General features: G+C 67.0%; 20 protein-coding genes and 1 other RNA gene. 6 read left to right on the forward strand and 15 right to left on the reverse strand.

Annotated elements, in window-relative coordinates; genetic code table 11:
• Positions 1-79: 79 nt before the first annotated feature.
• Entirely contained in the window at positions 80-1,048 is a 969-nt protein-coding gene (locus N803_RS01710; RefSeq protein ID WP_035902052.1) for a M43 family zinc metalloprotease, read from the reverse strand.
• A gap of 168 nt (positions 1,049-1,216) precedes the next feature.
• Positions 1,217-2,014 carry an SDR family NAD(P)-dependent oxidoreductase gene (locus N803_RS01715; protein ID WP_035902055.1) on the reverse strand — a complete coding sequence of 266 codons (798 nt, stop codon included), beginning with the start codon at positions 2,012-2,014 and terminating at the stop codon, positions 1,217-1,219.
• A 4-nt stretch (positions 2,015-2,018) separates the two neighbouring features.
• On the opposite strand from N803_RS01715, the gene N803_RS19215 reads away from it, so the two are divergent.
• Positions 2,019-2,630: a phage terminase small subunit gene (locus tag N803_RS19215; protein WP_483790086.1), complete on the forward strand. Its 612-nt coding sequence runs from the start codon at positions 2,019-2,021 to the stop codon at positions 2,628-2,630.
• A gap of 226 nt (positions 2,631-2,856) precedes the next feature.
• Here N803_RS19215 and N803_RS19140 read toward each other — a convergent pair whose 3' ends face one another.
• Positions 2,857-3,666 carry an FRG domain-containing protein gene (locus tag N803_RS19140; RefSeq protein WP_084763910.1) on the reverse strand — a complete coding sequence of 270 codons (810 nt, stop codon included), beginning with the start codon at positions 3,664-3,666 and terminating at the stop codon, positions 2,857-2,859.
• A 957-nt stretch (positions 3,667-4,623) separates the two neighbouring features.
• Positions 4,624-6,048 (reverse strand): hypothetical protein, encoded by a 1,425-nt coding sequence (locus N803_RS01730; protein ID WP_211253437.1) that lies wholly within the window; start codon positions 6,046-6,048, stop codon positions 4,624-4,626.
• 1,288 nt (positions 6,049-7,336) lie between these two features.
• On the opposite strand from N803_RS01730, the gene N803_RS01735 reads away from it, so the two are divergent.
• A complete protein-coding gene (locus N803_RS01735) occupies positions 7,337-7,537 on the forward strand; it encodes a hypothetical protein (RefSeq protein ID WP_035902063.1) in 201 nt (66 codons plus the stop codon).
• A 151-nt stretch (positions 7,538-7,688) separates the two neighbouring features.
• On the opposite strand, the gene N803_RS01740 is transcribed toward N803_RS01735, so the two are convergent.
• From N803_RS01740 to N803_RS01765, 6 genes are all read right to left on the reverse strand, one after another.
• The gene (locus N803_RS01740; RefSeq protein ID WP_156969614.1) at positions 7,689-8,174 is read right to left on the reverse strand and encodes a hypothetical protein; all 486 of its coding nucleotides are present in this window, start codon (positions 8,172-8,174) and stop codon (positions 7,689-7,691) included.
• A gap of 116 nt (positions 8,175-8,290) precedes the next feature.
• Complete coding sequence (locus N803_RS01745) at positions 8,291-8,596, reverse strand: DUF3039 domain-containing protein (RefSeq protein ID WP_035902073.1); 306 nt, start codon at positions 8,594-8,596, stop codon at positions 8,291-8,293.
• A 49-nt stretch (positions 8,597-8,645) separates the two neighbouring features.
• The gene (locus N803_RS01750) at positions 8,646-9,206 is read right to left on the reverse strand and encodes a YqgE/AlgH family protein (protein ID WP_035902074.1); all 561 of its coding nucleotides are present in this window, start codon (positions 9,204-9,206) and stop codon (positions 8,646-8,648) included.
• The gene (locus N803_RS01755) at positions 9,196-11,613 is read right to left on the reverse strand and encodes a DEAD/DEAH box helicase (protein ID WP_035902075.1); all 2,418 of its coding nucleotides are present in this window, start codon (positions 11,611-11,613) and stop codon (positions 9,196-9,198) included. The genes N803_RS01750 and N803_RS01755 overlap by 11 nt, the downstream gene beginning before the upstream one ends.
• Before the next feature lie 175 nt (positions 11,614-11,788).
• Positions 11,789-12,163: a VanZ family protein gene (locus N803_RS01760; protein ID WP_084763911.1), complete on the reverse strand. Its 375-nt coding sequence runs from the start codon at positions 12,161-12,163 to the stop codon at positions 11,789-11,791.
• Positions 12,160-13,629, reverse strand: coding sequence for an NAD-dependent malic enzyme (locus N803_RS01765; RefSeq protein ID WP_052111602.1), 1,470 nt, complete (start codon positions 13,627-13,629; stop codon positions 12,160-12,162). The genes N803_RS01760 and N803_RS01765 overlap by 4 nt, the downstream gene beginning before the upstream one ends.
• Positions 13,630-13,736: 107 nt before the next feature.
• On the opposite strand from N803_RS01765, the gene N803_RS01770 reads away from it, so the two are divergent.
• Both N803_RS01770 and N803_RS01775 read left to right on the forward strand, forming a co-directional pair.
• Positions 13,737-14,354, forward strand: a complete 618-nt coding sequence (locus N803_RS01770; protein ID WP_035902076.1) for an SIMPL domain-containing protein — start codon at positions 13,737-13,739, stop codon at positions 14,352-14,354.
• Positions 14,351-15,013 (forward strand): YgjV family protein, encoded by a 663-nt coding sequence (locus tag N803_RS01775; protein ID WP_035902078.1) that lies wholly within the window; start codon positions 14,351-14,353, stop codon positions 15,011-15,013. The genes N803_RS01770 and N803_RS01775 overlap by 4 nt, the downstream gene beginning before the upstream one ends.
• On the opposite strand, the gene N803_RS01780 is transcribed toward N803_RS01775, so the two are convergent.
• From N803_RS01780 to N803_RS01785, 3 genes are all read right to left on the reverse strand, one after another.
• Positions 14,970-15,806, reverse strand: coding sequence for a phosphatase PAP2 family protein (locus N803_RS01780; protein WP_035902080.1), 837 nt, complete (start codon positions 15,804-15,806; stop codon positions 14,970-14,972). The two genes, N803_RS01775 and N803_RS01780, sit on opposite strands and share 44 nt — an antisense overlap.
• Positions 15,807-15,894: 88 nt before the next feature.
• Positions 15,895-16,260, reverse strand: a transfer-messenger RNA (tmRNA) gene (ssrA, locus tag N803_RS17815).
• Between the two features lie 120 nt (positions 16,261-16,380).
• A complete protein-coding gene (locus tag N803_RS01785) occupies positions 16,381-17,238 on the reverse strand; it encodes an SDR family oxidoreductase (RefSeq protein WP_035902082.1) in 858 nt (285 codons plus the stop codon).
• 110 nt (positions 17,239-17,348) lie between these two features.
• Between N803_RS01785 and N803_RS01790 the strand changes: the two genes are divergently transcribed.
• Positions 17,349-17,726: a winged helix-turn-helix transcriptional regulator gene (locus tag N803_RS01790; protein ID WP_035902084.1), complete on the forward strand. Its 378-nt coding sequence runs from the start codon at positions 17,349-17,351 to the stop codon at positions 17,724-17,726.
• Between the two features lie 90 nt (positions 17,727-17,816).
• Entirely contained in the window at positions 17,817-19,181 is a 1,365-nt protein-coding gene (locus N803_RS01795) for a phytase (RefSeq protein WP_035902087.1), read from the forward strand.
• A gap of 76 nt (positions 19,182-19,257) precedes the next feature.
• On the opposite strand, the gene N803_RS17265 is transcribed toward N803_RS01795, so the two are convergent.
• Complete coding sequence (locus N803_RS17265) at positions 19,258-20,274, reverse strand: hypothetical protein (RefSeq protein ID WP_052111604.1); 1,017 nt, start codon at positions 20,272-20,274, stop codon at positions 19,258-19,260.
• 50 nt (positions 20,275-20,324) lie between these two features.
• A complete protein-coding gene (locus N803_RS01805) occupies positions 20,325-21,284 on the reverse strand; it encodes a phosphatidylinositol-specific phospholipase C/glycerophosphodiester phosphodiesterase family protein (RefSeq protein WP_245616944.1) in 960 nt (319 codons plus the stop codon).
• Positions 21,285-21,327: the final 43 nt, after the last annotated feature.

Here is a 21,327-nt window from a genome sequence, read left to right on the forward strand (position 1 = left end):
GCCTCGGTGTATGCATCGACGCAACGGCGCCGAATCAGCGCGCATCAGCCTTCAGGGAGCGGCTGGCGCGAGCGCTGGATCAGCCGCGGTAGGCGACCCAGGCGCTCTGCATGCGGGCGGTCTGACCGCTCGTGAAGTGGTCCATGCACTGGTCGTTCGAGTAGTCCATGAAGTTCTTGATCGGGTCGAGACCGGGCAGGGTGCACGTGTCGCGACCGGTCGGGCAACCCGACGCCGGGCTGGACTCGGCGGGCGTGTCGGTGACGTAGTCACCGGCCGTGTCCGAGCAGCCGCCCTGGAACGTGTGGTACAGGTTCAGCCAGTGGCCGACCTCGTGCGTCGCGGTGTCACCGAGGTTGTACGGCGAGGCGGTGCCGCCGGGGAGGCTCTCGTCGAGGATGACGACGCCGTCCATCGAGTCGACGCGCTTCTTGGGGAAGGTCGCCCAGCCGAGGAGGCCACCACCGAGGTCGGCGGTGTAGATGTTGAGGTCGCCGTTGTCGCCCTGACGGAGCGACGACTTCATTTTGCGCTCGGCCGTCGTGCCGTAGTCGAGGCCGTTGTACCAGGACGCGTTGTTGGTCGTCGTCGTGCCCTTGAGCGCGAACGAGAAGCCGGTGCCGGAGTAGGCGCTGTTGAGGACGCTGATCTGACTGTTGATCTCGCTGGCGCTGAGCGCACCCTTGCTGCCGTCGGTGATCGTGTGCCAGTAGACGTCGATCGTCGTGGGGGTGAACGCGCCACCACCGCCCGGCTTCTTGGCCTCGCCGGAGGCGCTGCGCGAAAGGCCCTTGGCCGCAAGGGTTTTCGCGAGGTCGGCCTCCATGGCCTTGGCCTGCGCCGGCGAGACGTCGTGCGGGTCCTTGGCCTGGCCACCACGACCGGCGACGAGCGCGTCGGAGTGGGTATCGGTCGCGCACTCGGCGGCGACACCCCGCTCTCCTGCGGTCTGGATGGCGGACGCGCTCGAGGCTCCGAACCCGAGGCTGGCCGCGGAGAGGACGGATGCGGCAACGAGTGCGGCAGTGCGCACGGGGCGAACAGACATGTGTGTCCTTTCGGTTTGCACAAACCTCTGTGAGGTCTGGGTGCCCCGAACCTAGTGACGGCCGCGGATCGGCCGAAACCAGCATTTCCCCATGGTTCGGTCAAGGTTTGGCAAAGAGGCCCGGTCCCGACCATCCGGTATGCCGTCCGCTCGCCTCCCGCGACCACCTCACCGTGGCAGCCCCACCAATTCGGCGGAGTCGTCCCACAGTTGCTTCGCGACGTCCGGCCGCTGGGCCAGGGCAGAGGGCTGGGTCCAACTCAGCCGTCCTCGTCGCAGGGCCGCGTAGGCATGCCCGGGCCCAACCTCTCGCACACCCGATCCCGGCGGTGCCACTCCTGGGAAACCGACCTCCTCGGTGGCGAGGCCGGCCAGTGCCCGACCCGCCGCAGGAACGGTGTTCATGTGCGGGTTGAAGGCTCGGACCGGCGAGCCGAGGCGCGTGCCCATGGCGGCCCAGGCGAAGCGCATCGGCAGGGCCAGGTCGCGGGCCAGACCCGTGCCGAAGACCTGTCCCGGGTCGAAGGCGACGAGGCGGATCCGTCGGGACTGCACCTCGGGCAGGGTCTGCGCGTGGCGAGCCGTGAGGACGACGCGTGCCCCGTCGGCGAGGACGGGAAGGAGCAGGCGCAACAGCAGGTAGTGCGCGAGGTGGTTCACCGCGAACGTCGTCTCGATGCCGTCCGGCGTCCGGTCCCGGTCGTGTGCTCTGACGAGTCCCGCATTGAGCAGGACGGTGCCGATCGGCTCATCCTCGCTGCGTTCGGCCACCCCACGGGCGAACGCGCGCACCGACGCGAGATCGGTCAGATCAAGTTCGGCCCGCCCCGACTCGGCGCGCGAGCCGACGATGACTGTGGCACCGGAGTCCCGAAGTCGTTGTGCCGCAACCGATCCGAACCCCGAGCTTCCGCCCGTCATGACGACCGTCATCGCGATCCACTCCCCCGCTGTGGTGCTCTCCACAGCGATGCATTGCCCGAGCCCGAGGCCGCTCGGATCGTGCAGACGTACCGCTCGATCCTCACCGCGAGCGAACCAATGGCCGTCCTCGCCGCCCAGCGGCACCTCGCTGAGCGCCTGTTCCTGCCGAAGGGCTGGACGAACGCGGCCCTCGCTCTCATGGCATCCCATCCACGGAAGGACGGACACAGTGCCGCGCATCCCCAATCGAAGTGACAACCTCGCTCGACCCCGAGCAAGGAAGGGGCATGAACACGACAAGCCAATCACCAAGGTGAGCACCGGCAGCGTTGTCGTACCAGACCCCAATCCCGACTGGGGCGCAATGGCGACGATGTTGTGGAGCTCCGCCACCGACAGCGGCGTGAGCACCTTCTACGGCTCGACGGACTGGGCCACGCTCTACCTCCTCTGCGACACCGTGCAGCACTGGACCGAGCAGGGAGGACGACGCTCCCCCGAGCTGCTGCGCGTCGTCATGCAAGGGCTCGGATCGCTCCTATTCACCGAGGGCGACCGGCGCAGGCTCCGTGTCGAGCTGGAGCAACCAGACGCTGAACCGGAGTGGCAGGCCGAGCTTCACCTACTGGTGTCGGACATGTCCACCGCGACCCCGTAGAACGATCACACAAGGCCCCAGACCGGCTTTTCCAAGCGAAGGGCTGGTCTGGGGCTCTTGTCGGCGTTCGGGCCTCAGAGCGCCATACGGAGCAACGTCTAGGGCGAGCTGGAGACCTGGGAAGGTGGCACGATCTCGGCTGCTATCACATGACGGTTGCCCTGAGGGCTCCAAGAGGTCATACCCCCAGGGCGCCAGCCCTGCTTACGTTCATAGGGCACGGGCGCTACGCGCCCCCTTGATAGATGACGATGGCCCCGAGCCCCTCGTCAGGGCTCGGGCCGCTCATCAGTCGTCGGTAACCAACATCATGGACGGCGGGGGGAAAAAGCGTGAAGTGGTTTGTAAGAGCGCCGTCGCCGAGCCAATCGAGGGCATTGCTGAGGCGGACTCTAATCACACCAGCCACCGCATGATCCAGGGAGTTGTTGATTGCGTCTGGTCTGGGGGAAAGCCGCCGACGCGCCAAAAGAACGCCGTGTTGAGCGTGCGGCCTTAGATAGATGGACGGGACACAATAACGCAGGTCAATGAGGCGAGTCTCTTCTGAGATGTCGTAACCCGGCACGTTCGTGGACGCCAGCGTCCCTGTCTCTAGCATGTACACGTATGCGTACGGGACGTGTGACGTCCTGGCAGCCTCGGTCTCCCGCGACCTCTTGAGATGGTAGGCGTACCCATTCTTCGTGACTTGTTCGTGACAGGCGAACCATAGCGCCACCCAGATGTTGTCAACAGCGTCTATCCACCGCGTGGCTACGCCGTAATGCTGCAGCAGTGGTTCAACTGCTGCTCGGTAAGTACCCGAAGCAACACTTCCCCCATGGTCATTCACATCTAGACGCTCAGAACATTCGTGAGACTTTGAATACCAGTTTTGCCCGGAGTACCAGGGACACGAGCAGTTCCCCCCGCTCAGCTCCTCAACATAGGCATTCAACAATCGCGTGTGTTTGGCGATGACCTTCTGAGATCTGCCTCGGAAAAGGGATGGAGTCGCATGGGCGTAGAGCTTGGATTGACCACGAAAGAACATGCGGCCCGGTCTGGACTCATAGCGAAGGTAGCCCGAAACCTGAGTGAGACTGTGGGGATCCTTTACGTCGTAGACCGTGAAGCCGTGAATGGAATGGGTATCGACACCCAAGAATGTTGCATTACCCACTAGTCATTCTCCGTATCCGCGAATTTTGGTGCGTCAAAACCGTCCATTCCGTGGAAAGCCTTTCGCTCTGAACGCCGTCCTGGTTCCGCTCAGTTTCCGAGTAGCGACATTCGCTTGTTCAATCTCGACGCAAGCGTGGACCTTCTCCTGAGGTGGGTGCTGGCTCACCCGCATCCTGCGTAGCACGGGAACTCGTCAAACGCGCCCGCCTTTTACGGTAGCGGGATCGATAGAGGCGCCACATATAAACAATCCAGAGAACCGCGCTGAGCAGCATGAAAAGCGCGCCGACAAGTAGGAGTAGTTCTTGCAGGTAGCCCCCAACTTCAGCTTCCTCCAAGGCCATACTGACCAACATTGCGACATAGCCCACTAGCAGGATGATGAAGGCTACGACGGGTGGCGACAGTCCTGCGAGTCGCCGCAACTCCACATCGATGTGCCGCTGAACGACCGGCTCCCATGCCTCTCGCTGGTCACCGTCCAATCGATCGCGTATGTCCAGGGCTTCCTTAGTCGCGACATGTCGGTTCTTTGAAGTCCAGGTGGCCGAGGCGGCAGTCACGGCCGCCGCCACAACCACAGCACCACCGCCTACGACGGCCCCCCAATCTGTCATGGACGCATCCTCTCACCAACACTGCATGAAGGATGGGTAGCGCGAAGAAGAGGAGGCCAGATGCAAGTCACGGCGATCGACGGGCGCACACTTCCAGAGTGCGCCGCGACGCGAAAGCTGGCTTACTTCCCTGACGTCCCAGACACGGCGTTGACGCCGATGGCCCGCACTGCAGGTTTTGCGGGGTCTACGTCTTAGCTCAGAGCCGACTACCCACCATTCCCAGGCTGGGTGTATTGCGATTCAGCGGGAGGGCGAACTGACGCGAGCGTTTCAACTCGTTCCTCGCGGCCTGTCGCGAGCTCTGCGCCGTCCTGAGATGAGAGAGCCGTCGATGTTAGCGAGGTCGGTTTGTCCTCTGGGACGCTAGGCAGTTCTCGAAGTCTGGGTGGGGCGGCGGTCCAGGCCTTCAAGTTCTGCATCACCTCGCTGTAGAAGCTGTTTACCGCGTCGGCAACCGAGTCGATAAAGGATCCGCGCCCACGACCGCGCTTCGTGCCGAGCGGCTCGGTGACCGCCACTCGGAACATTCGCAGTTCCTTCGAGGGGTCAGCAATGAGCAGCGAGGGGTTGTCGCGTACGTCTTTCAAAAGTTCGGCCGTCCCCGCGCCTCTAGCATGCATGGCAAACGCCTCGACGCGAAGCGTTTCTGGCGCAGCTCGTAGCTGGCGGATGATCCAGTTCACTCGCGTGGTGGGCCGGCCTTCCCGAGGTGCGTCTATGTCTACGTAGCAAGTCACCCGGCTCGCGTGAACGTCAGCCTTCACTATGAGCAGCCCTACAGTGTTGGGAATGCGTATGGCGCCTTCCATGACGCCCTGACTGGCAAGTTGAGCTACCAACGTCGTCGTGCGGAGCGTTGGGTCCGCAAGCTCCTTGCGGCTAAGAGCAGGTGTGACCTCTTCTCCAAGCCGGCGACCGAGCTGGAGGCTGCAATATCGCAGCAGCGCATCGAAACGCGCGGCGACTTCGGGTGCCGCTTTGTCGCTCGCGCGCAGAGTCCCGGCAGCTACCGCTTCACGCACGGTCACCCATGAACCGCCCATGTCGTCGAACTCCAAGGCACCTGATCGTGGGTGCTCCAAGTACCTAATCAGTTCCCCAAGGATCCAGGCCTGCTCGGGGTCGGCGACCCCTCGGTGCTCCTTCTGAACCACCGCCAGAGCTAGTACCTGCGTCCATGAAAGATGATGCAGCGCCACCCTTCTGGTTTTGCGCTTGTCCACCTTCGTGGGGTGCTGGCCCGCCACTGCCGGAATCTGATTCGAGATTGTCAGAACTGCGTCGTACCCCTGCTCCCGCGCCACGTCGAGGTAGTTCTCTATTTGCTCGGCGTGTAGCTCGTTATTTCCCGTCTTGACCTCGACCAGCGCGGTCCAAGTCCGTGCCCCGCGCTGCACTCGGATAAGGCCGTCCGGGTAGACCCGCTTGTCACCAAGCATGAACGGCACTTCGATGAACGTGCTTAGCGTCCCTCCATGAGCTCCCAGCGGCTGGCTGAGCGCACGGCCAAACTCTCGCACTGCCGACGCAACCGCAAGAAGGGCCGACGTAGCTCTGCGCTCTTGCTCATCCGCACCACTGATGCCCGAAGTGGGAATCAGCCTTGCGACATGCCAGTTCTCTTCAGCCATCGGGACACCCCTGCCTTTTAGATAGGAACCGTGCTGAACCCGAACCCTAGTGAGCCAGCCAGGGCCAACACACGATCGGCGCGCGGTCCGTCGGTCGCAGGTTAGGTTCGTCAGGGTTGCGCATGCTCGGGCTCCGCGCGCTTCACGTCGTCCGCGAAATGCCAGACACGCGGTTGCGCCTTACGCTTGAATCTCCCTATGCCACCCGTGAACGCGGCCACAGCGAAGCCCCCCTCCCGGCCTCAAATGGTCTTGCTCGGAGCGGCGGTCGTAGCCTTCATCGTGTGGTCCTTCGTAGGCTATGAAGGAGGGACCGGGTGAGTACAGCGTTCAAGCTACTTGTAAGGACATCGTCCGCGATCAGCTGTAGAACCCCTCGACGGCCGACTTCAGCGCAGAGGTGCAGACTACTTCCTCGGCTGGGGGTAGCGTTGTCGCGGAGAATGCCCTCGGGGGGAAAGTCACTTATTCTTACGAGTGCTCACGGTCCGGGGACACCGTCACTCTGAAGAGCCTTACGCCCCGTTAGCGGTCCCGGGCTCAGATCACGGCTGAAGCGGCACGACGATGTGCTGGGCAACGGGTTGCGGTCGCACGTGAGAGTGTCAGCTTCCGACCGCGGACGCTTCAATCTTCCCTTTAGAAGTCACTCAACTTGGCTCGACCACTCCTGCTGGTTGGTCACCGCCCACGCTGGGAACAGGCTCCTTCACCCACTCCGTACCTCGCGGGAAGTGCAACGAGAACCCGAGAGAGTGCACTAACCGCACCACATCGTCTGTTGGGCGGCTTGGCAGAAGGATTGCTCCGGAAGCTTCCGGTAGAAAGCGCAGATAGTCCAAGAGCTGCCCGACCGCGAGGCGGACCGTTCCCCGGTCACTTGCGCTCTTCGCCTCGTAGAGCGTCTGCGTAGTTCGATCAAAAGGATCCGTCACAAGTTGCGACTTCTCCCCCGGAACGGCGATCCGCGCCCGACAGACGTCATGGCCCAAGGCGCTCAGGTGGTCCTCGAACGCCTTCACGAGGAGTCCTTCGCGGCGCCTTGCCTCGGTTCCGCTCGCAGGGGTCGTCTCATACTCGAATACCGAGTTCTGTTCGTTGGCCACGAAGGTAACCGCGGGCACGTCGGCGAGTGAAGCAGACTGGCTGGTCGCCGGCGAGTCACCGAGACTGAGAAGACGGAAGACGATGACCTTGCGCTGCCTTCCGTCGGCTCGAACCCCACACTTCTCTGGCTCAGGCGAAAGCGGCCGTTTTGCGGGAGTTCCCATCCGGCGCGAGGTTCGGCGTGACGGACGCCGACGAACCGCGTTGCTTGCTCATGGACATCCGGAGCGGAGCGGTCGAGGCGACACTCGACAAGGCGAGGCCGATGGTCGGCTTCTTCAGCCTCCCGGAGGCCGAATCGCGATTCACGGCGGGCGACGTCAGAGAGGCCATCTTCACGCTCGCCTTTGAGGGTGAATCGGCAGATCTCGGGACGTGCTGAGCTCCGTCCCAAGTGGCGCCTCGTCTTGAGCGAATGCGTAGCCTAAGGAAGGGCCTACCTTCAAGCGGAGGACCGGCAACACACAGACGTTCGAACCAGCGTGTCGCGAGAGTCGTCCTTACACGACGGTGCAGCCGACAATCCCAAGGGGTCATGCCCCCTGTTCCGACGTTTCATCCCGGACGTCCGGTCCCTGTGCGAGCAGACGGACAATCTCGTCGGCAATGGATTTCGCCATTTCCTGCTGAGAAGTGGCAAGCCGCTGCCGGTCGGCCTCCGTAGCAGAGCCATAACTCGTCATGGCCTTGTCGAAGTCGTTGTCCATCTCCACACTGAAGCCGGGTCGCACTGACTCCACGAAGGCATCAATCGCCTTTCGTGCAGCCTCGATGCGAACGTCGATGTCATCGAGTTCCTGTTCTGTAACAGCAACGTGGCCAATCTTCACACCCGTCTCGCGTACCCCATCCCAACGTGCACGATCCGGCGCAATCCACATCCAAATCGTGTGTGCGTATACGTTGCGAATCGCGAAGAGTTCCCGGAGTTCTCGGAGGAGGGGGGCCGGGTCCTCGCCGTGCAACGACATGACGTTCCCCAAAAGCTTGATCCGAACGCCGACGGGGACGCTGGCCACGAGCCCTTGGTAGACGAGAGGCCATGCTTGGGGATCGCGGGAAAGAGTGGTGGCGAGCGCGCCTCGCAGGGTCTCATCAAGAAATGCGATTCCCCCCAGAGTGCGCAGAGGGTCACTCACCCGTCATCACCGTCGCCCCCCGCCTGCCTCATTGACTCGTAGATCTCCTTGCACGTGGGGCACACCGGGAACTTCTGCGGGTCGCGGCCCGGGATCCAGACCTTGCCGCACAGCGCCGTCACGGGCTCGCCGGACAGCGCCGACTCGAGGATCTTCTCCTTGCGCACATAGTGCGAGAAACGCTCGTGGTCACCCGGCTCCTGGACCTCGGGGACGGTCTCCTCGCGCTCGAGGACGGCCGTTCGCGTCGACGGACCCGCAGGCTCGGGCTGGGGAGCGTTGGGGTCACTGGGCGGCAGCATCGGGTCACTCACATCGTCCAGACTACGACGGCCCGACGCCGCACCGCGATCAGTTGAGTTCAGGATCCGACGGGTAGTAGGCGACGAAGGCCAGCTCGTTGGTCTGCCGACGGAGCACCTGCTCCCAGAGGGCATCCGGATCGGACGTGAGCAGGTCCGCGGCCTCGGAGTCGACGACGAACCACGACCCACGACGGATCTCGCCCTCGAGCTGTCCACTGGACCACCCGGCATACCCGGCAAAGATGCGGAGGCCGCCGGCCTCCGGCATGACGAGCAGCGGTGGGGTGTCGAGGTCGAGGATCGCGACCGAGCCGAAGAGACGCTGACTCCCCGGAGGCGGGTCGTCGTCACCGGGCACCGTGATCAGTCCCAGCGCCGAGTCGAGCTGGACGGGCCCACCCTGGAAGAGGGTCTGCGGTGCCGAGATGTGCTCACCCCACCCGGGCAGGACGGAGTCGACGTCAGCGCCGAGCGGTTTGTTGAGAACCACTCCCTGCGCGCCGTTGTCGTCGTGCTGGAGCATGAGGATCACGCTGCGGTGGAACACCCCGTCGTCGAGCTGCGGGGTGGAGACGAGGAGTCGCCCCGTCACGCAATCAGCGGTCACGCTTCCATTCTGCACGTCCACCCTGACCGCGTCGCTCACCACCACGGAAGCCACCGCGGCCACCGCCCTGGTGCCCGCGCGAGGCTCCCTGGAAGCGGCGCGGCGCCCCACCGGGACGGCGACCACGCTGCTGCTGCTTGGCCTCGAGCAGGGGCTTCCACTGCTCGTCGGGGACCGGCACGCCCGACGGCGTGCGACCTCCGGCCGCGGCGACGTGCTCGTCACCGGGGCGAACCCGGACCGGCTCGACGTCGAGGCCTGCTGCGTCGGCAAGGCGCTCCATGGTCCGCTTCTGGTGCGGGAGGGCGAAGGTGACGACGGTGCCGCGCTCGCCGGCGCGCGCCGTGCGACCGGCGCGGTGGAGGTAGTCCTTGTGGTCGGCCGGCGGGTCGGCCTGGAGCACGAGACCGATGTCGTCGACGTGGATGCCGCGGGCGGCGACATCGGTCGCGACGAGGACGGGCAGCGAGCCGTCGCGGAACGCGCCGAGTGCCCGGTTGCGCAGGTTCTGCGAGAGCCCGCCGTGGATCGCGGCGGCCAGGACTCCGCGCTCACGGAGTTCGCGCGCCACGCGGTCGGCCCCGAGCTGCGTGCGGACGAAGACGACGGTGCGCCCGTCGCGCGCGGCAAGCTCGGCCGTGAGCTGCTTCTTGTAGTTCGGGTCGATGAGCATGATGTGGTGGCTCATCGTCGAGACGCTGGCCTGCGCGTCCTCGGTCGAGTGGGTCACCGGGTCGGTGAGGTAGCGCTCGACGAGCTGGTCGATGCCGCGGTCGAGCGTCGCCGAGAAGAGCAGCCGCTGGCCGCCGGTCGGGATGCGGTCGAGGATGTCGGTCACCTCGGCCATGAATCCCATCTCGGCCATGTGGTCGGCCTCGTCGAGGATCGTCACCTGCACGTCGTCGAACTCGACGGCGCCGCGCTCGTGGAGATCGGCCAGTCGGCCCGGAGTCGCGACGAGGATGTCGATGCCCTTGGCGAGCGCCTTGATCTGCGGCTCGTAGGACAGGCCTCCCGCGACGAGCTTGTGCCGCAGGCTGCTGACGTGGACGAGCGGCTCGAGGGCGTCGCTCACCTGCATCGCCAGTTCACGCGTGGGCACGAGGATGAGGGCGCGGGGGCGCTTGCTCGACGGCTTCGTGCCGTCGGCGAGGCGGGTGATCGTCGGCAGACCGAACGCGAGCGTCTTGCCCGAGCCCGTCTGGCCACGACCGAGAACGTCGCGTCCGGCCAGGGCATCCGGGATGGTCGCGGCCTGGATCGGGAACGGCTCGGTGATGCCGTCACGGGCGAGGCGCTCGACGAGGCGCTCATCGAGGCCCAGCGCGGCGAAGCCGTTGTCGGCGGTGACGGAGGCCGGGCCGCCCTTGGCCTTCGACTCGTACTTCACCCAGGTATCCGCCTCGGCACGCTCGGCCTCGGCCTCCTCGAAGGTGCGCGGCTGCTCGGGCAGGTCGAAACGGCGCTCGTCGAAGTGACGCCCCTCGTGCCGGTCGCGACGCACCGGGTCAGCGACCCGACGGGCCGGCCGGTCGTCGTCACGACGGAACGCCGCGCGGCCATCGCGGCGCTCACCATAGGTGGGGCGGCTCCCCCGGTCGTCACGACGCTGCCCGTGTGCCGGCCGCTCACCGCGGTCGTCCCGGCGCTGGAAGCCGCGCGACTCGCCGCGGTCGTCACGACGCTGGTAGCCACCGCGGTTGTCCGAGCGGTCATCGCGGCGCTGGTAGCCACCGCGGTTGTCCGAACGGTCGTCACGACGCTGGTAACCACCACGGTCCTCACGACGCTCGAAACCACGCGACTCACCGCGGTCATCGCGACGCTGGTAGCCACCGCGGTTGTCCGACCGGTCGTCACGACGCTGGTAGCCACCGCGGTTGTCCGAACGGTCGTCCCGACGCTGGTAACCACCACGGTCCTCACGACGCTCGAAACCACGCGACTCACCGCGGTCATCGCGACGCTGGTAGCCACCGCGGTTGTCCGACCGGTCGTCACGACGCTGGTAGCCACCGCGGTTGTCCGAACGGTCGTCCCGACGCTGGTAACCACCACGGTCCTCACGACGCTCGAAACCACGCGACTCGCCACGCTCATCGCGACGCTGGTAACCACCGCGGTTGTCCGAACGGTCGTCACGACGCTGGTAGCCGGTGCGCTCGGCGTCGCGGGAGTCGCGACGTTCCGGGCGGCCGGTGCGCTCACTGCGTGCCGCGCGGTCCTCGCTGTTCCAGCGGGGGCTGCGCTCGGAGCGCGGAGCCTTCGTGCGGGCCGGCCCGTCGGGCTGTCCGCGGTGGTGCTTCTTGGGTCCCTTGGCCTGGGCAGCCGACTTCTGGGCTGCGGACTTCTGGGAGGCGGTCCAACGCGGCTTCTTCTTGCCGGAGGATGCGGGCTTCTTGGGCATGCTGAATCACTCGATCCGAGTCGATGGTGTGGGCGTCAACGGCCCTTCACGACGACAGCTGTGTCAACGAGATTCAGTCGGGCTGGAGCGCGGCGCCGGACGTGGCGCAAGGGTCAATTCTAGCAGCGATCGAGTGTGTCCTTGACCACGCAACCGCCCACAACCCAGCGAAGCCTCAGGTGGTGTCGACCGCGGAGTTGGATTCGCGGACGCGGAGGACGCGCTGCGCGGCGATGACCCCGAGCGCCACCCCGACGAGGTCGGCGATGACGTCTCGCGGATCTCCCGAACGCTGCGGCAGCAACGTTCCCTGGATGACCTCGCTCAGCGGTGCGTGTGCCGCCGCGAGGGCTACAACGGGAACGAACGGCAGCCTCGCAGCGGCCGCGAAGAACACGGGCAGCGCGAAGATCGCGGCATGCACGAGCTTGTCGAAGTGCGGGAACGGCGGGGCGCCACCGCTGGACGGCGCATAGAGCAGGACGAACTGGACGACGAGGGCCACTGCTGCGGGCAGCAAGGACCGACCCCGACGAGCGGTTTCACTCACGCGCTGGCGTCCTGCGCGCCCACCATGTCGGTCTCGGCCCCTGCATCAGTGCTCGTCGCAGACCCCTTTGCCGCACCCGCAGCCTTGGCGACGGCAGCCGCGACGACCTCGGCGACGTCGGGGTGGAAGACGCTCGGGATGATGTAGGTCGCGTTGCGCTCATCCTCCTTCACGACGCCGGCCAGGGCGTCGGCGGCGGCGAGGAGAACGTCCGGGGTGAGCACGTGCGAGCCCGAGTCGAGCAGACCTCGGAAGACGCCGGGGAAGACCAGCACGTTGTTGATCTGGTTGGCGAAGTCGGAACGTCCGGTGGCGACCACGGTGGCGTGCTTCGCGGCCTCGTCGGGGTCAACCTCGGGGGTGGGGTTGGCCATGGCGAAGACCACCGCGTCGTCGGCCATCGTCGCGATGTCGTCGCCGGTGAGGATGTTGGGCGCCGAGACGCCGAGGAAGACGTCGGCACCGGCGAGCGCCTCGGCGAGGGTTCCGGTCACACCCTCGGCATTGGTGTGCTCGGCGATCCAGGTCTGGTTGGGGTAGTCGCCGCACGACACGTCGTCACGGTCCTTGTGGATCACGCCGTACATGTCGGCCACGACGACGTTGCGGGCACCCGCGTGCAGCAGGAGCTTGAGGATGGCGGTGCCCGCGGCACCTGCCCCGCTCATGACGAGCCGGACGTCCTCGAGCCGCTTGCCGACGACCGCGAGCGCATTGCGCATCGCCGCCAGGGCGACGATGGCGGTGCCGTGCTGGTCGTCGTGGAAGACGGGGATGTCGAGTTCCTCGCGCAACCGCGCCTCGATCTCGAAGCAGCGCGGCGCCGAGATGTCCTCGAGGTTGATGCCGGCGAAGACGGGCGAGATGGCCTTGACCGCCGTGATGATCTCCTCGGTGTCGGTCGTGTCGAGGCAGATCGGGAACGCGTCGATGTCGGCGAACCGCTTGAACAGCGCCGCCTTGCCCTCCATCACGGGCATGGCCGCGAGCGGGCCGATGTCGCCGAGGCCGAGCACCGCCGTGCCGTCGGTCACCACGGCCACGGTGTTGCGCTTGATCGTCAGGCGGCGGGCGTCCTCCGGGTTCTCCGCGATGGCCATGCACACTCGCGCCACACCCGGGGTGTAGATGAGTGAGAGGTCGTCGCGGTTGCGGATCGGCACCTTGGACTCGATGCGCAGCTTGCCGCCGAGGTGCATGAGGAACGTGCGGTCCGAGACCTTGCCGATCTCGACGCCTTCGATGCCACGCATCTTGTCGACGATCTCGTCGGCGTGACCGGGGTCGCGGGTCATGAGGGTGACGTCGACGCGCACCTGCTCGTGACCCGACGCCGTGACGTCGAGACCGGTCACCACTCCCCCCGCCTGCTCGACGACGCCGGTCAGCTCACTGACGGCGGTGGCACGGGCGGGAACGATGAGTCGGACGGTGACGGAGTTCGCAGCTGAGGGAAGGGCGGCCATGGGGACGATTCAACCTCCTACCCATGAGTTCGGTCACATTGTGTTCATCGAGGACCCGGTCCTTCCGATGGGGCACCGCAGCCACGGGCCGCACCTACAGTTGCTGCATGAGCGACCACGTCGAAGTGACCGGCCACGGCGCACACCACGTCGTCCCCGATCTCGTCATCGTCCGGGCCCGGGTCCAGTGCGAGGCCAACGACGTCGCCAGCGCCCTCGCCGACGCGTCGGCCCGCACCCGGGCCGCCCTCCAGGCCGCGAGCGATCACGGCGTGGAGCCCCGTGACCGCCGGACCGAGGACGTGGGAATCCACCCCCGGCACGATCGCGAGGGCACCAAGGTCGTTGGCTACACGGCATACCAGGCGTTGCGACTGACGATCCGGGAAGCCGATCGCGTCGGTGACCTGCTCCAGGCCCTCGCCGGATCCGCCGGCGACGCGCTCGCCGTCGACGGGATCGAGATGGGCGCTGACCAGACGGCCGAGTCGGTCGCGGCGGCCCGCACGGCCGCGTTCGAGGACGCCCGCACGCGGGCGGCGCAGTTCGCGGACCTCGCCGGCGCCACATTGGGCAAGGTGATCCACATCCGAGAGGGCGGCGACGACGGCTTCCGGCCGCGCCCGATGATGGCGCGCTCGGCCGACTTCGCCGGCTCGATGCCCATCGAGGGCGGCACTCAGGCGATCACCACGACGGTGACCGTTCGCTGGGAGCTCACGTGAGCTGGCTCGACGCGCTCGGCTGGTTCGGGTCGGCGCTCCTCGTCTTCTCGCTCCTGCAGGCACGGATCCTGCGACTGCGCGTCCTCAACACGGTCGCCTGCGTGATCCTCACCGTCTTCAACGCCCTCCTCGGCGTGTGGCCCATGGTCGCGATGAACATCGTCCTCGCCGCCATCAACCTGTGGTTCATCGCCAGGATGCTGCGCGAGAAGAACGACGAGACCGCCTTCGCCGTCATCGAGGTCGAGGAGGACGACGCCTACTTCCAGCACTTCGTCGAGGTGCAGCGCAGCGACATCGCGAAGTTCAACCCGGGCTTTGTTGGCGTCACCGAGTCGGCCGAGCGCTTCGCCTATCTCGTCCTGCACGGCCACGAGACAGTGGGTGTCGTTGTTGTGCGGGATGCCGGCGAGGGCGTCGGTCAGGTCGAGCTCGACTACGTGACCGAGCGCTACCGCGACTTCACGCCGGGCGAGTTCGTCTGGCGGCACAGCGGGCTGTTCGCCGGTCATGGGTGGCGCACGATCCGCACACCCGACGGCATGGTCGGCGCCTATTACGAGCGCCTCGGGTTCCACCGCGATGGCGACGCCTGGGCGCTCGACATCGCGGGCGTCACGCGTCCTGCGGATCCGGAGGGTGCCGCCGGTCCAGCGTGAGCATGACGCGGTGACCGGTGATGACCGTCGCGAGCCAGCCGAGCCCGATGGCCCAGCCCGCGACGACATCCGTGAGCCAGTGGTGGCCGAGGAAGACCCGCGACAGTCCCATCGCGACGATGAACGTCCCGAGCGCTCCGATGACGACCGTGCGCCACCGCTTGCGTGGTAACCAGATGACGAGCAGGTATGCCGTGAGCCCGAGAACCACGGTCGCGTTCAGCGTGTGCCCCGAGGGGAAGCTCGCAGACGACTCGTAGGGCGGCACCGCCAGGGACTGCGGCGGCCGGGCACGGCCGGTCAGGTCCTTGCCCGTCACGGTGAGGAGCAGCGACCCCGCTGCGGCGATCGCCATGAGCACGACCGGCATCCACCGACGCCATGCCAGCGCCAGACCGACAGCGGCCACGACGGCGATGACGGGCATGCCGACCGTGCCACCGAGGTCGGTGAAGTCGGTGGCCCAGCGCGCCGAGTCGGGCGTCCTCAGGCGGACAGCCGCGTCGAGGACCGGTTGGTCGAGCGCGGCGATGCCGTCCTGGTCGACGACGTCCTCGTACACCTCGCCCGACACGGTCGTCAGGACGCCTATGACCACGAGCCCGACGACCGCGGTCAGGACAAGGCCGACGTTGGCAGCCGCCCACCGGAAGAGACGACCCAGAACCTCGGCAACCCGAACGAGCCAGCCGGCGACGAATCGCCCTGCAGCAGTTCGCCATTCGGCCAGGTCGCGGGTTCCGATCCGTTCGTCCTCGCGAGGTGCGGGGCGCTGGAAGTCTGCGGACGGCATACGCGATCGTCACACACCGAACACAAGAACACCCGGCGCGACGAGCGAGGCTCGCCGACCGGGTGTCGTTGTCGCGGGATGGCCACGGTGGTGGAGGTGGCGGGAATCGAACCCGCGTCCACTGACGGGAAACCAAGGCTTCTCCGGGTGCAGCTCGCTATGGATTTTCTCGGCCCCAGGGCTCGCACGAGCACGTTCCCTGACAGGCCCAGTCACGTAAGAGTCCCGCACCGTCCCGTGACATGACGTTGCAGCAAGATCTCTAGATGACGCTGGTTACTGAGCCGAGATCATGCTCAGGCCAACGGACTTCGGGCTCGCTCAGGCGGCGAGGGCGAAGTCGGTGCGCTTGGAGTTGGCACCTATTGGTTTGCACGGAGCGTTGACGAGATGACCGTGCATCCTCGACCCGCTTCCCTTGATCCGCCGACCAATGTCGAAACCGATCACCCCCGTGAGGGGGTCCATCCCACGCTGTTGAGTTGTGACAGGCACTGTACCTGCCAACGTGTGGCCGCCCCGAATCATTTCCGGGACGGCCACACCGAGCCCTGGCCGTGGTTGAGGCAGTGGCTCAGACGGCGGCGCGGACGGCGTCGGCGAGCGGCGTCGTCGGGCGACCGATGAGGCGCGACAGGTCCCCGGTCTCGACGAGGAGGGCGCCCTGCTTCAGGCCATCGTCGCTGCTCGCGAGCGCTTCGGCGTAGCCCTCGGGCAGGCCTGCACCCACGAGCGCCGTCCGGTAGTCGTCGACGGACAGGTCGCGGTAGGCGACCTCCGTGCCGGACTGGGCTGACACCTCGGCGGCGTACTCACCGAGCGTGAACGCCGTGTCACCACCGAGCTCGTAGGTGCGTCCGGCGTGGCCGTCCTCCGTCACGACGGCGGCCGCGGCCTCGGCGAAGTCGGCGCGGGTGGCGGCGCTGACGCGGCCCTCCCCCGCCGCCCCGAGGACGGCACCGTGCTCGAGCTGGGTCGCGAGCTGGCCGGTGTAGTTCTCGATGTACCAGGAGTTGCGCAGGAGGACGGTGGGGACACCCGCTGCGGCGAGGGCCTCCTCGGTGGCGCGGTGCTCCACGGCGAGGCCGAGGGGCGAGGAGTCGGCGCGGACGATGCTCGTGTAGGCGACGAGCTCGACGCTCGCGCGCTTCGCGGCGTCGACGACGTTCTGGTGCTGCGTGGCCCGGCGGCCGACCTCGCTGCCGGAGATGAAGACGACGCGGTCGACGCCGGCAAGTGCCGCGTCCAGGCTCGCCGGGTCCTCGAAGTCGCCCACGCGCACCGTGATGCCCCGGGTCTCGAGGTCGGTCGCCTTGGCGCGGTCACGGACGAGGGCGACGACGTTGGCCGGAGCCACGCCGCGCTCGAGGAGGGCGTCGATGGTGAGGCGGCCGAGCTGTCCGGTGGCGCCGGTGACGAGGATCGTGGTCATGGGAAAGTGCCTTTCGCGGTGCGTCGAAGAAGTGCTGACGCATCGGACAACGGGCGAGCGGACGGCATACTTCCCATCGGTTAGTACCCACTTTGAAGTAAGGTACCTACATGAAGGTGAGTGACCCGCTCCGCGAGCGCTTCCCCGACGCGGTGTTCGAGGCGGGATGCCCGAGTCGGGTCGTGCTCGACCACGTCATGAGCAAGTGGGGCCTCCTCGTCCTGCTCTCGCTCGGCGATGGCGAGCCGCGCCGGTGGAGCGAACTCCGGCGACGGGCAGAGGGCGTGAGCGAGAAGATGCTCGCCCAGACGCTGCGGATCCTCGTCGCCGACGGCTTCGTCCTGCGCGACGCCAAGCCCGTCGTGCCGCCGCACGTGGAGTACTCGCTGACGCCGCGCGGACGGGAACTCGCCGCCCTCCTCACCCCGCTCATGGTGTGGGTCACGGACAACGCCCCCGACATCCTCGACGACGCCGCGTCCGCCTGAGGCATCCGTCGCATACTCGTCACGCGGCGTTCACGCCGACGTAGTGCCCCTGACTCACTGCTGACGCGCCGGGTCGAGATCCTGCGCGGCATGACCCGATACCGCACCCCAGCGCTGCTCGGCGCCGCACTCGTCCTCGCTCTCAGCGGCCCGGCACTCACCTCGACGGCTCAGGCCGCATCGCCCCACGCCGACGCCGTGGCGCCCGTCGTCGTCACGACGGACAACGAGACCCCGGTGCTCCACGACGACGAGGAAGGCGGGAACGCCTCCGGCGACGACCCCGCGATCTGGGTCGACCCCGCCGACTCCACGAACTCCCTCGTCATCGTCACCGCCAAGGAGGGCGGACTGCGCGTCTACGACCTCGCGTCGCGCGAGCTCCAGTCCGTCGCGGCCAGTGCGGCACCTCGCGCGGACGGGGTGGACGGTCGCTACAACAATGTCGACATCGCCTACGGCTTCCGTCTCGGTGGACGCACCGTCGACGTGGCCGTGGTGTCGGATCGCTACAACGACCAGCTGCGCTTCTTCGTCATCGACCCGGCGGGTGCGGCGGCAGGAACGCCGCTGCTTGAGGTGACCGCTCCCGAGCAGGCGTTCCTCTTCAACCCCGACCGCGAGGCGGTCGACGAGGAGCACACGGCATACGGCGTGGCTGTCTGGCAGCCGATGAAGGGCGGCACATTCGTCGCGGTCACCCAGGAGGGGACGACCCGTCTCGGAACGGTCCGACTCGTCGAGCAGGACGGGCTCATCGGCTACACCGACGTCGTGACAACGACGATGCCGGGATCGTTCGCGCTGCCAGACGGCACGACGTGGGCGCCGTGCGAGGAGCCCGGCGTCGGACCGCAGTTCGAGGGACTCACGGTCGACCAGCGGACGGGCACGCTGTTCGCGGCGCAGGAGGACGTGGGTCTCTGGTCGGTGCCGCTTCCGCTGATGAAGCACACGCCTGCCACGTCGCGCCTCATCGACCGCACGACCGACTTCGGCATCCACGATGCGTGGAACGCCGAGACCGAGGAGTGCGAGCCGATCGACCCTCAGGACAGGGGTTTCGGCGGATCCCTGCTCACTGCTGACGTCGAGGGAGTCGACCTCTATTACGGGGCCGGCTCAACGGGCTACGTCATCGTGTCGAGTCAGGGAGACGACACGTATGCCGTGTACGACCGTCGCGGGAATCACGCACCTCTCGGGTCGTTCCGGATCGCCGGCACGGGCGGCGTCGATGACGTCAACGGGTCCGACGGCCTGGCCGTGACGAACCGCCCCGTCGGCGAGTACCGGCAGGGCCTGCTCGTCAGCCACGACGAGCCCGAGACGGGTTCAGGCGTGGACCCCGAGCGGGACGCGACGAACTTCTCCTACGTCCAGTTCGGGGACGTCGCCGACGCCCTCGACCTGAAGGTCAGCACGGCGGCCCGCAACGACCCCCGCTTCCGCTGAGGTCCACGACCCGAGCGGAGGTGCCCGGACGGGGCGGCCTGGATGCGCCGCCCCGTCCGGGTACGTGGTCAGTCCGTCAGAGGTAGTAGCCCATGACGTCGACGATGAAGTGCGCCCGGCCACCGCTGCCATTGACGATGGTCAGCTGCCGCGAGGCGTTGAGCGCCACGGCGAGACCATTGGCGACGACCTGCCCGGTGGAGTTCCAGTTGATCGCCGAGGCGCCGATCGAGGTCGTGCCACCCGGGTTCACGGTGAGGTATCCCCCTCCGGCCGTGGAGACGATGGTGAAGTTGATGAACACCGCGGTCGCCCCCGCCGGCACGAAGTTGCTCGTGACAACAGCACCGGTGGAGGGGTTGCGGCTGTGCGCGACCGAGATCGTGCGGTTGGCACCCGGGCCGATCGGGCCCTGGGGTCCGGGCACGGCGAGCCGTGAATCGTAGGCCCGACCCGGCGTGAGGGCGTGGTATGCCCCGGCCGTGGCCGGTCCGGCGAGCTTGCGCCACCGTCCGGGCGAACCGGAGCCGACACAGACCCACAGGTTGCCGGCCGAGTCCTCGATGAACTCACCGGTGCTGTGTGCGTCGGACCTGGAGGCCGGAGACGCGCCGGACGGCTGCAGGAAGACGTTCGCTCGCCCGCCGTGGAACATCGCACCGGTCGAGGTGCTGGCGTTGCCGTAGCCGATGACCGCGTATCCGGGCTGGCCGGTCCAGCCGTAGACGCCGTGGGGCTTCGAGGGCAGGTTCGCCCAGCCCGCGACAGCGCAGCCGTAGGCCGAGCTCCCCGGCGACCAGACGTTTCCGGTCTGGAACATGAAGGCCGCTCCCGCACCGACATGCGTCGTGGTGGCACCCGTGAGCCCGGCGGTGGTCTTGCTCGAGCTCAGCGTGATGTCGTTGGGGTCGTTGGCTGCTGCCGGTCGGGCGAGCGCGACGTTCGCGGCCACGACGCCCCCTGCGGCGAGCGTGGCGTTGCGGATGAGGGAGCGCCGGTCGGCCGTCCTGCGCTCGGTGGTGGTGGATGCGTGAGTGTCGGTGCCCTGCGCGACCTCACGAGTGGAGCCAGATGGCTCGTTGATGGTTCCCATGGTGCTGCCCCCTTGCCCTCTGCGGAGGGACCCCGGGACCGAGGTCCCAACTAATCAGCGTAGAACTGGCTCGAGGGGGCGTCTGCCAATCCGGTGAACCCGATCGGTTCCAGATTGTCGGGCCTTGTGTCAGGCCGCGGCCCGCCCTCGGCCGGATCCTCGGCGAGGAGGAAGTCCTGGAGACCCGCGAGGTCATCGGTGTTGAGGACGTCGACGTCGGCGGCGACGAGTTCACGCCACAGGGCCTCGCGGTTCGGGAGTGCAAGGTCGGGAGTGGCCCAGAACCGGACCTGCTGACCGTTGGCGTGCGCCGTCGCGACGATCTGCTGGAGCCGGGCGCGCTCGGCCTCCGGCATCGGTCCGATGCCCTGCCACGTGAAGAACTTCGTCCAGTTGTCGCTGATGAGCGGGACGAGGCTCGTGTCGAGCGGACCGCCGAGGTCGGACATGCGCCCGTCGTAGAAGGAGAACCGAGTCGTCGCGGCCTGCATCGCGGCCAGATCACGGTTGCCCGAGATGACGGCGGTCACCGCGCGCTCGTGCGCGCGTCCGTTGCGATAGACGCTGAACAGCTGTGGGTATGCCGTGAGCTGCCTTTCGATGACCGGCCAGGCTGCGGTTCCCTCACTCTTGACGTCGATGAGGAGGCGGAAGTCGGCCCGCCAACCACGGTGGATCGAGCCACCGTTCTCACGGAAGCGCTGAGCCAGCGGCTCGAGGTACTCGGCTCGCAGCGTTCGGTCCAGGTCCGGGCCGTCGTGGCCGAGATAGAGCTCGCCGTCGACGAGCCACACATCCGCCTCGGCAGACGTGAACCCGTGGTCGAGCGCGTCGAGGAGCGGCCGGTCGTGCTCGTAGTCGTTGTGTGCATGGGCCCGCTCCAAGGGCTGGACGGAGGGGTGAGATGGCACGGCGGCGGCGGTGGCCGACGGAGCACCGGCCACGACGAACGTTGTGCACAGCAGCGCGCTGAGGAGGGCGAGAAGGCGGGCGAACGGCATACGTGGCATGTCTGTCAGCCTGCCAAGGCGAGGTGAATCGCGCGCGGCGAGC

Source organism: Knoellia subterranea KCTC 19937 (assembly GCF_000768685.1).
GTDB classification, from domain to species: Bacteria; Actinomycetota; Actinomycetes; order Actinomycetales; family Dermatophilaceae; genus Knoellia; species Knoellia subterranea.

Excerpts from the sequence above, each read along its gene's own strand:
- N803_RS01710 (WP_035902052.1), bottom strand. The coding sequence starts at position 1,048 with ATGTCTGTTCGCCCCGTGCGCACTGCCGCACTCGTTGCCGCATCCGTC.
- N803_RS19215 (WP_483790086.1), top strand. The coding sequence starts at position 2,019 with ATGCATTGCCCGAGCCCGAGGCCGCTCGGATCGTGCAGACGTACCGCT.
- N803_RS19140 (WP_084763910.1), bottom strand. The coding sequence starts at position 3,666 with ATGTTCTTTCGTGGTCAATCCAAGCTCTACGCCCATGCGACTCCATCC.
- N803_RS01730 (WP_211253437.1), bottom strand. The coding sequence starts at position 6,048 with ATGGCTGAAGAGAACTGGCATGTCGCAAGGCTGATTCCCACTTCGGGC.
- N803_RS01745 (WP_035902073.1), bottom strand. The coding sequence starts at position 8,596 with ATGCTGCCGCCCAGTGACCCCAACGCTCCCCAGCCCGAGCCTGCGGGT.
- N803_RS01755 (WP_035902075.1), bottom strand. The coding sequence starts at position 11,613 with ATGCCCAAGAAGCCCGCATCCTCCGGCAAGAAGAAGCCGCGTTGGACC.
- N803_RS01765 (WP_052111602.1), bottom strand. The coding sequence starts at position 13,629 with ATGGCCGCCCTTCCCTCAGCTGCGAACTCCGTCACCGTCCGACTCATC.
- N803_RS01770 (WP_035902076.1), top strand. The coding sequence starts at position 13,737 with ATGAGCGACCACGTCGAAGTGACCGGCCACGGCGCACACCACGTCGTC.
- N803_RS01780 (WP_035902080.1), bottom strand. The coding sequence starts at position 15,806 with ATGCCGTCCGCAGACTTCCAGCGCCCCGCACCTCGCGAGGACGAACGG.
- N803_RS01785 (WP_035902082.1), bottom strand. The coding sequence starts at position 17,238 with ATGACCACGATCCTCGTCACCGGCGCCACCGGACAGCTCGGCCGCCTC.
- N803_RS01790 (WP_035902084.1), top strand. The coding sequence starts at position 17,349 with ATGAAGGTGAGTGACCCGCTCCGCGAGCGCTTCCCCGACGCGGTGTTC.
- N803_RS01795 (WP_035902087.1), top strand. The coding sequence starts at position 17,817 with ATGACCCGATACCGCACCCCAGCGCTGCTCGGCGCCGCACTCGTCCTC.
- N803_RS17265 (WP_052111604.1), bottom strand. The coding sequence starts at position 20,274 with ATGGGAACCATCAACGAGCCATCTGGCTCCACTCGTGAGGTCGCGCAG.
- N803_RS01805 (WP_245616944.1), bottom strand. The coding sequence starts at position 21,284 with ATGCCACGTATGCCGTTCGCCCGCCTTCTCGCCCTCCTCAGCGCGCTG.